The organism is Methanosarcinales archaeon (assembly GCA_014859725.1).
GTDB lineage: Archaea > Halobacteriota > Methanosarcinia > Methanosarcinales > Methanocomedenaceae > Kmv04.
Map to the genome: position 1 here is coordinate 1 of JACUTQ010000070.1, position 10,826 is coordinate 10,826.

General features: G+C 40.3%; 19 protein-coding genes and 1 tRNA gene. 6 read left to right on the top strand and 14 right to left on the bottom strand.

Annotated elements, in window-relative coordinates; all coding sequences use genetic code 11:
• Together IBX40_07225 and IBX40_07230 are read left to right on the top strand one after the other, a co-directional pair.
• The coding region (locus tag IBX40_07225) for a phage antirepressor protein (GenBank protein MBE0524106.1) at positions 1-212 on the top strand (212 nt) is incomplete at its 5' end.
• Positions 213-224: 12 nt separating this feature from the next.
• Complete coding sequence (locus tag IBX40_07230) at positions 225-485, top strand: hypothetical protein (protein ID MBE0524107.1); 261 nt, start codon at positions 225-227, stop codon at positions 483-485.
• 28 nt (positions 486-513) lie between these two features.
• Here the strand turns inward: IBX40_07230 and IBX40_07235 are convergent, their stop codons facing one another.
• Both IBX40_07235 and IBX40_07240 read right to left on the bottom strand, forming a co-directional pair.
• Entirely contained in the window at positions 514-1,014 is a 501-nt protein-coding gene (locus IBX40_07235; GenBank protein ID MBE0524108.1) for a hypothetical protein, read from the bottom strand.
• Between the two features lie 89 nt (positions 1,015-1,103).
• Positions 1,104-1,177: transfer RNA gene (locus IBX40_07240), tRNA-Lys, on the bottom strand.
• Positions 1,178-1,304: 127 nt separating this feature from the next.
• Between IBX40_07240 and IBX40_07245 the strand changes: the two genes are divergently transcribed.
• Positions 1,305-2,417 (top strand): ORC1-type DNA replication protein, encoded by a 1,113-nt coding sequence (locus tag IBX40_07245; GenBank protein MBE0524109.1) that lies wholly within the window; start codon positions 1,305-1,307, stop codon positions 2,415-2,417.
• 1 nt (position 2,418) lies between these two features.
• Here IBX40_07245 and IBX40_07250 read toward each other — a convergent pair whose 3' ends face one another.
• From IBX40_07250 to IBX40_07290, 9 genes are all read right to left on the bottom strand, one after another.
• Positions 2,419-2,568 (bottom strand): 30S ribosomal protein S27ae, encoded by a 150-nt coding sequence (locus IBX40_07250; protein ID MBE0524110.1) that lies wholly within the window; start codon positions 2,566-2,568, stop codon positions 2,419-2,421.
• Positions 2,569-2,590: 22 nt separating this feature from the next.
• Positions 2,591-2,974 (bottom strand): 30S ribosomal protein S24e, encoded by a 384-nt coding sequence (locus IBX40_07255; GenBank protein ID MBE0524111.1) that lies wholly within the window; start codon positions 2,972-2,974, stop codon positions 2,591-2,593.
• Positions 2,975-3,052: 78 nt separating this feature from the next.
• Positions 3,053-3,601: a DUF359 domain-containing protein gene (locus tag IBX40_07260; GenBank protein MBE0524112.1), complete on the bottom strand. Its 549-nt coding sequence runs from the start codon at positions 3,599-3,601 to the stop codon at positions 3,053-3,055.
• Between the two features lies 1 nt (position 3,602).
• Positions 3,603-3,788, bottom strand: a complete 186-nt coding sequence (locus IBX40_07265; GenBank protein ID MBE0524113.1) for a DNA-directed RNA polymerase, subunit E'' — start codon at positions 3,786-3,788, stop codon at positions 3,603-3,605.
• A gap of 3 nt (positions 3,789-3,791) precedes the next feature.
• Positions 3,792-4,370, bottom strand: a complete 579-nt coding sequence (locus tag IBX40_07270; protein MBE0524114.1) for a DNA-directed RNA polymerase — start codon at positions 4,368-4,370, stop codon at positions 3,792-3,794.
• A gap of 57 nt (positions 4,371-4,427) precedes the next feature.
• Entirely contained in the window at positions 4,428-4,793 is a 366-nt protein-coding gene (locus tag IBX40_07275; GenBank protein MBE0524115.1) for a DNA-binding protein, read from the bottom strand.
• A 10-nt stretch (positions 4,794-4,803) separates the two neighbouring features.
• Positions 4,804-6,030 carry a translation initiation factor IF-2 subunit gamma gene (locus IBX40_07280; protein MBE0524116.1) on the bottom strand — a complete coding sequence of 409 codons (1,227 nt, stop codon included), beginning with the start codon at positions 6,028-6,030 and terminating at the stop codon, positions 4,804-4,806.
• A gap of 85 nt (positions 6,031-6,115) precedes the next feature.
• Positions 6,116-6,523 carry a membrane protein FxsA gene (gene fxsA / locus IBX40_07285; protein MBE0524117.1) on the bottom strand — a complete coding sequence of 136 codons (408 nt, stop codon included), beginning with the start codon at positions 6,521-6,523 and terminating at the stop codon, positions 6,116-6,118.
• A 68-nt stretch (positions 6,524-6,591) separates the two neighbouring features.
• Positions 6,592-6,768: a hypothetical protein gene (locus IBX40_07290; GenBank protein MBE0524118.1), complete on the bottom strand. Its 177-nt coding sequence runs from the start codon at positions 6,766-6,768 to the stop codon at positions 6,592-6,594.
• A gap of 158 nt (positions 6,769-6,926) precedes the next feature.
• On the opposite strand from IBX40_07290, the gene IBX40_07295 reads away from it, so the two are divergent.
• Complete coding sequence (locus IBX40_07295) at positions 6,927-7,313, top strand: DUF1699 family protein (protein MBE0524119.1); 387 nt, start codon at positions 6,927-6,929, stop codon at positions 7,311-7,313.
• An 88-nt stretch (positions 7,314-7,401) separates the two neighbouring features.
• Here the strand turns inward: IBX40_07295 and IBX40_07300 are convergent, their stop codons facing one another.
• From IBX40_07300 to IBX40_07310, 3 genes are all read right to left on the bottom strand, one after another.
• Positions 7,402-7,899, bottom strand: a complete 498-nt coding sequence (locus IBX40_07300; protein ID MBE0524120.1) for a cytochrome c — start codon at positions 7,897-7,899, stop codon at positions 7,402-7,404.
• A 10-nt stretch (positions 7,900-7,909) separates the two neighbouring features.
• Complete coding sequence (locus tag IBX40_07305; protein ID MBE0524121.1) at positions 7,910-8,143, bottom strand: SHOCT domain-containing protein; 234 nt, start codon at positions 8,141-8,143, stop codon at positions 7,910-7,912.
• 122 nt (positions 8,144-8,265) lie between these two features.
• Positions 8,266-9,825 carry an AarF/ABC1/UbiB kinase family protein gene (locus tag IBX40_07310; protein MBE0524122.1) on the bottom strand — a complete coding sequence of 520 codons (1,560 nt, stop codon included), beginning with the start codon at positions 9,823-9,825 and terminating at the stop codon, positions 8,266-8,268.
• Between the two features lie 239 nt (positions 9,826-10,064).
• On the opposite strand from IBX40_07310, the gene IBX40_07315 reads away from it, so the two are divergent.
• On the top strand, positions 10,065-10,556 hold the full coding sequence (locus IBX40_07315; protein MBE0524123.1) for a PepSY domain-containing protein: 492 nt from the start codon (positions 10,065-10,067) through the stop codon (positions 10,554-10,556).
• Positions 10,557-10,627: 71 nt separating this feature from the next.
• A partial coding sequence (locus tag IBX40_07320; GenBank protein MBE0524124.1) for a hypothetical protein occupies positions 10,628-10,826 on the top strand: 199 nt, incomplete at its 3' end.

Below are 10,826 nucleotides of genomic sequence, written 5' to 3' on the forward strand. Positions count from 1 at the left end.
TTTTCTCGATGCTCGGAGAAGCATCTACAGGTGAGATTGAACGAACACAAAATCCAAAATCATTCAATGAGCACAAAAAGGCATCAACGGCCGGTGGCACGATCGCAAAAAATGCACGTCTGGAACTGGAACAGAAAACTAAACAGAACGTAATAACGGGTGAAAATTACCTGGAAGAACCTGAAAAGAAAAAGCGGCTTGGGATGAAATAGAAGGATGATGACATGTGCAAATTATGTGAAATTTTAGGCAGCCTCCCCGCCCCCGGGGTGCAGGAGCTTGCAGCGCTGGAAGATGAGAACATGGCAACCATCGAAAAGGTGTACCAGCGCCTCAGGGACGATAAGAAGATTCAGCCGCAGATTGAGAGGATTAAAGCGCATCCGTGGATGCGGGGTGTGAAGGCAAAAATGCTGGTAAAATCCAGTCCACATATGGAGCCCGAAGGGCTTCATACTTGTGCGGCCCGCTACTGGCCAGAGTAGCTGTGCCAGAGTAGCATATTACTTGACACTAAGTCGCTTTAAGAGCTTTTTTTATTAAACGTGCATATACCGAAGTTTCCACTGCCTTCCCAGCCCAAACCCGCTTCACATCACAATTGTGTATTACCGCAGTCAGAGGCAGTTTCTGGTCATCGTCCGGTGCACCCTGGAAAAGTACGTGATACAGCGCCCCGGCCGGACTATCTTCGCTGATCTCAAAAATGCAGATGCTGTCCCCGAACATCTTATCAAGAGCCTCAATATTTGGTTCATTTGATTCGCAGATCTTGCAGGTATCTTCCCGCTGTCTATCGCGCCTGAGGTTCATAACCAGTGGTTGTGTGATGTTACATATGGCATCAACTGCCTGTTCCAGAGGGGTATATCTGGATTTTATCATACTTTCAATATTGTCATTGAATTGTTCAATAGCCTCATCAGTGGTAATCAAATGTTGGCTGGCAAGTGATTCGGCAATCTTGGCTTTAAAACTTTTTTTGTGATTGTCAAGTATCTCTCGTAAATCCAATCATATCACAACCTGAACCAGATATAGTTGGTTGAAATCCCATCCTACTTAGTCATTCTGTTTTGCCGCAAAAACCAGTATTAAAAAAGCGGGCTGGAAGGGATTTGAACCCCTGGCCTATGGATTAAGAGTCCATCGCTCTGCCTGACTAAGCTACCAGCCCAATATAGAGGTTTCCTTTAATTATATTATCATAATATATACGTTTCGTACTGGGTCGATTAATAACATTTTAATATATCTAGAAGTACTAAGAATACAACTATAAATCTTACCAGAATGTGGGTGACATGAACAAAGACCTTCTAATGTGGGATGAAACCCTTTTTATGGATTACGAACTTTTCGAACTTGATCATATCCCGGAATATTTCGCCCACCGCGAGTTGCAGATGCAATCTCTTATGTTCTGCGTAAAACCAGCGTTTAGAGGCGCAAGCCCGGTTAACGTACTATGTATTGGACCCCCAGGGACCGGCAAGACCACGGCAGTCCATAAGCTTTTTGAGGAGATTGAAAAATCCACATCCAAAGTGGTGCCAGTATACATTAACTGTCAGACTAATTCCACCCGCTTTTCAGTATTCTCCCAGATATTCAAGAAACTGTTCAAGATCAGTCCTCCATCTTCCGGAGTGTCTTTCAAGAAGATATATGAACAGATCACACATCATCTTGCAGATGAAGAAAAGGTTTTGATAACTGCTCTGGACGATATGAATTATCTATTCCATGAAGGTGAAGAAGAAAAGGTGCTTTATTCCCTGCTTCGAGCCCACGAAACAAATCCAGGGGCTCGAATCGGTGTCATCTCCATCCATAGTGAGACCGGAATGGAATTTCACTTTGATCCAAAGATCGAATCCGTTTACCTCCCTGAAGATATCAGGTTTCCCAGATATTCTCAAGATGAAATCCGTGATATTTTGAAAAACAGGATTAAAATGGGTTTTTTCCCCAATGTAATGGACCTGGAAGTTCTTGAAAAAGTGGTTGAATATACTGAAATGTTAGGAGATTTAAGGGTAGGTATTGATCTGCTCAAACGCTCAGCCCTTAATGCTGAAAAAAGAGCTTCTAAATCCATCACATTGGAAGATGTGGAAAACTCATATGAATCTTCCAGGCTTGTTCATCTCACATATCTGTTAAAATCACTGAAAAACGAAGAAAAGATTCTGTTGGAACTGATAACAGATAGCTCAGATATCACAGCAGGGGATCTGTATAAAGGATTTTCCAGCAAGACAGGGCTTGGTTATACCAGATATTATGAAACACTCGGCAAACTGTCGGCCTTAAAACTGATAGAGGCTAATTTCACTGGAAAAGGTACCAGGGGAAGAAGCCGGATCATCAGTTTGAGATATGGTCCAGAAGAAATTAAAAAACGATTAAAATAATTTATTTTTTAAATTCGGTATAATTGCATTTTCCACAAGTTAATCTGTCTTTATGTTCTGCAAGAAAAAAGCCATCTCCACAACGTGGACATGTTTGCCTTATCCTGTTTATTGAGTTGTCTGAAACTTCGTAATATTTATTTGCAGCCAAAATTATCACCTGAATATTCTGATTATTCTTTTACTTCTTCTTCCACAGTTGGCTCTTCTGTTATGGCTTCTTCTGCAGGGATCTTTTCAACTTGTTCTTCTGTTGCAGGTTCTTCAACTACTTCAACAGGTACTGGTTTATTTCGTTCAAGAATATATTTGTTTTCAACCTCATTGGCTCTTTTTGCATCGGAATAAACCTTTGCATATCCTATAGTATTTTGTATACCATATTGCGTCGCCAATTTATCAACTATTACCAATTCATACTGGGAATTAAGCAAAGCAACAAGTTTATTCTTAACATCACCCCTTGAAGGTGTGGCATCTGTATGTGATATGTTAAAAGTGATCTCCCTTCTATCAAGGAGATGATTTTCTTTTTCATTTGTTATCTCAATATCCATTTTGAATACTCCATTTATCTTATGATTTTGATTCCTTAATCTTACTATCAGAATATGTATTTTTCTATCAATAAAGAATTAATCAGCACAATTCATCCGATTTAGCATATTGCAAATCTGATTTTTTATTTCAGATATGACCTTGACCATAATTGCACCTTTATTCGGAAATCCATATAATACCACTGAAGATATGGGTGCAAGTACAATTGCAGGCAGAGCAGCAAGATCTTCCTCACCATCAACCATGATCTGTACAGGTACATTACAATCCATTGCTTCAGACAGAACTGATATTAATTCTTCAGTAACAAACCCAGCTGGGTTGCTGACCCTGAGTATCTTAAAATTCGAATGCTTGATACCCTTAACAATATTACTTGAGGCAGCTTCCCTCTGTGTTTTTTCATCGACCACTGAGATATCAGGTATTCTTCCACATTGAAGCATATTAAATGTAGTAATATCACCCACGGTAATAAGTTTCTTGGGATTTCCCATGGCATTCAGTATTTGTTCTGTTGTCTTTTTGCCATCTCCGGGATAGAGAATACCATACTGCTTCCGCATTTCCTTGCGCATAATGTCTGGTAAGCAGAAGGTTTTACCCTGGATGGACTTAAGCATATTACCTTACCTTTAAGGCATATTTATCAGGAATATCAACATTAAGTTTTTTGGCAATATTAGACCGGGAAGCATCGATAATAACTACATATCCGCCCCAGTCCGAACTCAGGGAGCTTGATCCACAGACTGCACATGCGGTGCCTGTAACAATCCTGTGGCATTCGCGGCATGCTTTATCTGACAATTTTTATTTGCCCCCTTTAGATTTTTCGTTTTCTTTATTTTTAATATCTTCCTGTATCCATTCAATTCTGCCCAGAAAAGGCTGGCGCATGGTAAGTCCGATCTTACTTTCCCTGGGTTCCTGTTCATTGATACTGACAGCTACGATCCTTGTCCGCACATGATCTCCTTCTGACAAAGACCTGTTACTTTCTTTAGTAACGAGCCTTGAATTCTTGGAATCAAATGAAATATATTCATCTGTCAACTGGCTTACATGGATAAGTCCGTCCATCGGTCCGAGACCTACAAACGCACCAAATTCTACTATCTCAACAATACTGCCTTCAATTATTTCCTGCAATTCTGGTTTAAATGTTATGGAATTAAAAATTGTATCATAATATACTGCACCATCACCGGCAAGGATATGCCCTTCTCCTACTTCAACCACATCAATAATTGCTACAATAGCCCCCAGTGTCTTGTCTATCTGCCCTTCTAATTTATTAATTAAAGCAATCTTGACTGCCTCTGTAACATCGTCACCCAAATTTTCAGGGGCGATTCTTACAGTATCAGCCAATCTCATTTTCTTATACATTCAATAATCCTCTATATAATAAATTAATCAATTCGATGAAAATTATCCAACATTCTCTCACATTATTTCTAAATGGTCCTTACTACGCAAGTGGACTATTGTGATGTCCTTACTAGATAATCTTTTCTTAAGTTCTGCATCATTGGTAAAAACTGCAGCTCCCTCTTCAAGAGCCAGCTCTATTATGGCATCATCGACAGGCCCTTCTGTTATTACCTGCCTGCACTTCTGCGCCAGGGCGATACCCACATTTGCTGCCATTTTATCCTTACCTTTGCTAAACCTTTTAAGGGCATCCAGTTCTCTTATTACAGAGGAGGGCGCAATAAAATCTTTAAATCCAAGACGTTCAAGTTCTTTAAAGAAATCAAGCCCGAACTGGATATTTGACATAAATCCATTTGTGTCGATTATTACTTTCATATTATCCATTCTATTTCTTGATAATACCGGAACCGATAAGTCTCCACCTGGACCCGACCCTTCGACTAATAGCAACGCGGTCCCCTGAATCAGTACTTACTGGTCTTTTCAGTTTTACCTCCACTTCATTTTTCCTGGCACTTGATACAACACCCACTGTAGTTGCAGTACCGATATTGAGCATAAGCGGTTCATTAGAATGAATGGGATCGATCAACAGTTCATCTGCCGAACCGACTACTCTTTCCAATAACATGACATCCATAACGAAACTATCCCGCGTTTGTGGCAAGGTACCTGGTTGTCCGGCCACCTGACCCACAAGTGTATCGCTTTTAGTGAGAGCCGGGTCAAGTTTAGTCCCCACGCCGATCAATCCGCCGGGAGTGGCCAATTCAACTTTAGCAGAACCAGCCATGATATTGGTGACGGTGGTATGAATTGGTTCCCATCTAACACTACCGCCAGCTTCAATTTTTCGCCCGGGTCGTATTTCGATCTCATCCCCGGGTTTGAGGCTTCCTCTACTAATGGTTCCACCTATTACCCCACCCAGGATCTTGCCTGGTTTTGCGCCGGGTCTATTAACATCAAAAGAACGTGCCAATAGCATTCTTACCGTTTCATCCACGTTTTGTTCAGGTGTGGGAATATGTTCTTCGATGGCATCTAATAAAACATCAATATTAACATTCTGCTGGGCTGACAAGGGAATGATAGGTGCTCCTTCTGCTACCGTACCTTTAATAAATTCAAGTATCTGATTGTAATTTTCAATTACTTTATCCCGGGATACCAAATCGATCTTATTCTGGACAATAACGATGTTCTTTATCCCGATAATATCCAGTGCCATCAGGTGTTCTTTGGTCTGGGGCTGGGGACATTCTTCACTGGCTGCGATCACAAGTACAGCACCGTTCATGATAGCTGCACCTGATAGCATTGTGGCCATCAGGGTTTCATGACCAGGTGAATCCACGAAAGAAATAGCCCTAACCACTTCTGTCGGACTGTCACAATGTTCACAAATTTCTGCTACTGTATATGCTTCAGGCACCTGGCAATTGGGGCATTTTCTAAAAGTGGAATCGGCATATCCCAGTCGTATTGAGATACCCCGTTTGATCTCCTCACTATGCTTGTCTGTCCATTCCCCTGATATTGCACTGACAAGTGTGGTCTTACCGTGGTCTACATGGCCCACGATGCCGATATTAACGGTAGGTTGTGTCAATTATGTATTTCCTCCAATGATAAGATGAAAAATATTGATGTCCTATTGTTGTATTCTTTATATTTAATATCTTACATTGATAAATTCACATATCATATGTGTTCTGGGAATAATACACCATCTGTCCGGATTGTATCTTTTTGCTAACCCAGTTTCTAAGATACTTTTTGGTAAGATTCCTGCTAAGAGGTACGAGTAGTAAAAACCCTGTAACGTCTGTCAATATTCCAGGAGTCAGGAGGAGGACTCCACCTACTAGTACAAGTGCCCCATCAAATAATGCGTCACCAGGCATTTGTCCAAAAGACATTTCAGTCTGTATTCGCTTAATGACCTCAAGACCCTGGTGTTTGGCCAGGGCCGCACCAGCTATACCTGTTAGCACAACAATACCAAATGTGGACAATGGTCCTATACGTCCGGCCAGTTCTATAAGTATGTAAAGTTCCAAGAAAGGTACTATGACAAATAAAACCAGGAGAGATCCAAACATGAATAAAAGTTCCTTGAATTTTAATTTGGTTTACAATGAGATTAATATTTATTAATTCTTTAAATGCATTAATAAAATATAATATTATTGTGGCGATAATCCCATGCTAAAGTGGCATAGCTCTTCCCTGGAGTCTTTTTGTTTCTGAGGAGTTCTATTTTTGTTTCCATTTTGATTACTATAAATATGCTGTCTTCTGGATTTGGCATTTTATCACCTGAATTTGAAAATACTTCGTGGGGCATTTCAGGGAATGGGCGCCCCTATTTTATATGTGGAATAACGCTAACAATAAATAAGTTCACTGTGTTAATTTAGAAACATTCATATATTATTTTAATTTCTATGTATATTGTTAGAAAATTAATCACTGCTAATATATTAAAACATTAGGGGCAGAAATATGAAAATAAGAATTGTAAGTTCAAAAGATGAAATAGAGACAATTGAAAATGAAGAGATAGTTCATTTCGCATTCAGGCCGTCGAATAAGGATATTTTTATACTGATAAAAACGTGTCCAAAGTTGAAAGCTCTCCATATTCCAAATTCGTACAATAAGACAATATCCAAATCCACTTTAATGTTCTTGGAGATGCAGGGCATTGAACTTTTGGAAGGCGATGTGTGGGGTCATAGAAGTGATGTCAATGAGTACTATGAGATTAAGCCACATATAATTGACAGAATTGAAGAGTTAAAGAATGAAGGCACATCAAAGGAAGAAATAGTATCTAAGTTGGGTGTTGAGACTCGATTGAGCGAAGATTTGATTAAGTTTATAGTCTAACAGGCCTCTCTATTTTCATAGTAAACTCATTCCCTTATTTTTATAAATTAAGATCCTCATAGGAATATCATGGTGGACATGTAAGAGGTCAGAGGGTTTTCAAATACTTCAGGAGATCATTCAGATCACTATCAGACATCTGCCACCTGGGCATGGTGGGGTCCAGGAGCTCTCCCCCGGGATTAATGCCGTCCCGTATTGAAATTTTAATAGTCTCATCAGTATATGGTGGATGTTCCTCCTCTTCACCATGTTCACTGGTCAGGGCTTCATAGCTGATATCAGAAGGTATTTTATAACTCATCATCACCGGTACACCACCCCGGCCGTTGACACCATGGCAGTCCACACAGCTCCCGCCGTGCATGTACTGCCACACGGGTCCTTGAGTGGTAGGAATGCGCTGGCCCTGGTCATTGAATCCTGTGTAGTATATTCTCTCACCATTGGACTGGAAACTTGTTTTCAGATCGCTTCCCCAGAGAGGTCTTAGGTTTCCTGGGCTGTCATAATTGAGAAACAGCAGTCCCCCCAGTCCTATAAGGATTAATATTATTATGACTACAGGGAAGTTCTTTGAAGTCATATCTTCCCCCTTACATCAAGTGTTTCTTCATATCTTCAAACTCATCAGCAGTGATCTCACCTTTGGCATACCTGGTATTCAGGACCTCCATGGCAGACATCTGCTGCTCACCGCCGCTAGTCTTACCCTGATCTACCAGCCATTTAATGAGCAGAACCACTCCAACTATGATCAGTATCCAGAATATCAGGCCCAGTCCCATGTAACCATATCCCATACCTGAACCCCACGTCATTCCATACATATTCACCACCACTCCATAAATTTGATAGATAAATATTATATTTTATGTTATAAAAAATTTTTTGCATTTGATGTACCTGAATGCAATTTATTAATGTAAATCCCTAAAATTAAAATAAGGATTCATAAATTAATTCCTAACATTACCACAAATATTAGAAAAACAATGACGACTGCCGCAATAAATGCTCCATTTTTTAAACCTGAATATCTCCTTTGTCTGGCCAATGTCCTCATTTCCATGGATTCGACCACATTTTTTACAGCATCAAAGGTATAATCTACTTTTGCAGGAAGCTCCCTGAACATTAAATAGTAATTTACTGCATCCTTCTGGAAATTCTTTACTATCATCTCTGGACTGAACTTAGCCCGCAGCGACTTACCCACCAACCCTTCTGCTTCATCCATGATATTGAACTCAGGATCAAGCTTCAAACACACATCTTCGATCAAAAACAACGCCCTTTCCAGTCTGGAAAAGATATTGGGCATTGAGATGTTGTATTTCATAGCCAGCATCATATAATTGTCACTCTGTTTTTCTCCTGCTTTGTTGAAATGCTGTTTTGAGATCAGGGCATCGATATCCTCCTTAAATGTAGACATATCCATGTCCCTGGTCTTCAATGAGCCTATCTTCAACAAATATTCAGCAGTCATATCCACATCTCGTTTATAAACAGCATAGAGCAAGTTGAACATATTCCACTGGAGTTCCTTATCCAGCACACCCACTGCACCAAAATCAAGAAGTGCTATGCTATCATTTTCCAGGGCTAAGATATTACCTCCGTGGGGGTCTGCATGGAAGAACCCGTCCAGGTAGATCTGTTTTAGGTAACTGTCAGAGATCAACATGACCAGATGTTTTTTCTTTGTAGTTTCAATATCCTGCAGATCCTGAATGGGAGTTCCGTGGATGAATTCCATTACAAGGACTGTATCCCTGGTATAATCCCAAAACACTTCAGGTATTTTCACATCGTTATTATCTTTGAAATTCTCACTAAAGCGTTCAATGTTCAACGCTTCAGCCTTATAGTCCAGCTCCCTGGAGAGCATGTTCCTGAAATCTTCCAGAAATCCGTCAAAGTCAAAATCTTTAGAAAAACCCAGGATACCTAACAGAATCCGATTAACGTCTTTTAAGATCATCATGTCCAGGTTGATGGTATCGATCACATCAGGCCTGGATATTTTTACAGCTACTTCCCGATCATTAAGGATGGCGCGGTACACCTGCCCGATGGAGGCGCTGGCCATGGGTGTTGTATCAAATTCATCAAAGATGTCCAGGATATCGTTGCAGTGGTAGCAATAAGGACTGTGCTCCTCAGGGACGGTATCACAGATGCAATCATTCTCAAAAGACCGCCTCATTTTCTCAAAGGGGAGGGATTCCACATCTTCATGCAGTTTGTCCAGTTCCATTATGTAAGGACGTGGTAGCAGGTCAGGTCGATTGCTCAGGGTCTGGCCCAGTTTTATAAATGTAGGTCCCAATTCCTCAAAAGCTCTTCTAAGCTTAGCAGCATTATTAAGGTATTTCTGGTCTATTTCGCAGGAACACCTTTTATCAGATATGTAATCCCGCTTGATATCCACGTAGAAGAGGGAGAATAAGTTATATTTAAGAAAAACCCTCGCAATCCTTAGGTATCTTCCCATTTTGTCAAACATTACGAGAAAAAATGGCTGCTGTTCCTATATAAAATCTGTCCTTTCCTTTGATTTTCACTTGGCAGCAAGCTTCAAGCTGTTATTACTATACAGCATTCTTGAAATAAATACTTTGAAAATGCATTTTTTTTATTCCCTGTAAAAGTAAGCGAAACATATATATCCATTCACCTCACATATGTAATTTAGACACTACATATGTGTTGAGAATACAATACAGACAATATAAGGTGATAAAAATGAAAAAAACAACAATTGTATTGATTGTGGTGGCAGGTCTTATCGCCACAACCGGAATTGCCAGTGCCCGAATGGGCGGATACTATGGCCAGCAGGTTGATGATGGAAATTCGTTTAACCAGATGTATCGCTGGATGGGGCAACATATGGGCGGATATGGTTACATGATAGGGTATGGTAATGCTAATGGAAACTGCCCTGGATTTGGAGCAGGATATGCCCAGTATGATGAAACTGAACTGATAACCCCGGAAGAGGCAACCAAAATACTGGAAAAAGAAGTGGACGGTACCCTGACATCTGATATTTATCTGATGGGAAGATGGGGTGTTGTCTCCTATGAAGATACTGACGGATATACAAAACAAGCCCGGGTAGACATGTTCACAGGAGAGGTATATACAGACATTTACGCATATATGTCTGAAAACAGTGGTGTATACAATGGCCGTGGATATAGAGGAATGGGCAGTATGATGTGGGGTTATTAAACCTCACATCAAAACAATTACATTCAATAGTCGTCAATTAAGAACTGTGAAATTTCACAGGAGCTGTTAATATGGTAAACGGATACGGAATGATGTATGATATGTACGGGACCGGTACGGGATTCGGGATTACCGGATTTGTATTAAATCTTTTAATAATTCTGATTGTGATCGCGGTGGTAATTGCACTGCTGAATCGGACCAATTTCGTAGGAGGAGGCAGTGAACGACTTGCGCGGATGGAAAAAGACCTGGAAGATGTAAAAAAGA

Bases quoted from the DNA above. Each gene is read 5' to 3' on its own strand.
- IBX40_07230 (MBE0524107.1), top strand. From the start codon at position 225: ATGTGCAAATTATGTGAAATTTTAGGCAGCCTCCCCGCCCCCGGGGTG.
- IBX40_07245 (MBE0524109.1), top strand. From the start codon at position 1,305: ATGAACAAAGACCTTCTAATGTGGGATGAAACCCTTTTTATGGATTAC.
- IBX40_07255 (MBE0524111.1), bottom strand. From the start codon at position 2,974: ATGGATATTGAGATAACAAATGAAAAAGAAAATCATCTCCTTGATAGA.
- IBX40_07260 (MBE0524112.1), bottom strand. From the start codon at position 3,601: ATGCTTAAGTCCATCCAGGGTAAAACCTTCTGCTTACCAGACATTATG.
- IBX40_07270 (MBE0524114.1), bottom strand. From the start codon at position 4,370: ATGTATAAGAAAATGAGATTGGCTGATACTGTAAGAATCGCCCCTGAA.
- IBX40_07275 (MBE0524115.1), bottom strand. From the start codon at position 4,793: ATGAAAGTAATAATCGACACAAATGGATTTATGTCAAATATCCAGTTC.
- fxsA (MBE0524117.1), bottom strand. From the start codon at position 6,523: ATGTTTGGATCTCTCCTGGTTTTATTTGTCATAGTACCTTTCTTGGAA.
- IBX40_07290 (MBE0524118.1), bottom strand. From the start codon at position 6,768: ATGCCCCACGAAGTATTTTCAAATTCAGGTGATAAAATGCCAAATCCA.
- IBX40_07295 (MBE0524119.1), top strand. From the start codon at position 6,927: ATGAAAATAAGAATTGTAAGTTCAAAAGATGAAATAGAGACAATTGAA.
- IBX40_07300 (MBE0524120.1), bottom strand. From the start codon at position 7,899: ATGACTTCAAAGAACTTCCCTGTAGTCATAATAATATTAATCCTTATA.
- IBX40_07305 (MBE0524121.1), bottom strand. From the start codon at position 8,143: ATGTATGGAATGACGTGGGGTTCAGGTATGGGATATGGTTACATGGGA.
- IBX40_07310 (MBE0524122.1), bottom strand. From the start codon at position 9,825: ATGTTTGACAAAATGGGAAGATACCTAAGGATTGCGAGGGTTTTTCTT.
- IBX40_07315 (MBE0524123.1), top strand. From the start codon at position 10,065: ATGAAAAAAACAACAATTGTATTGATTGTGGTGGCAGGTCTTATCGCC.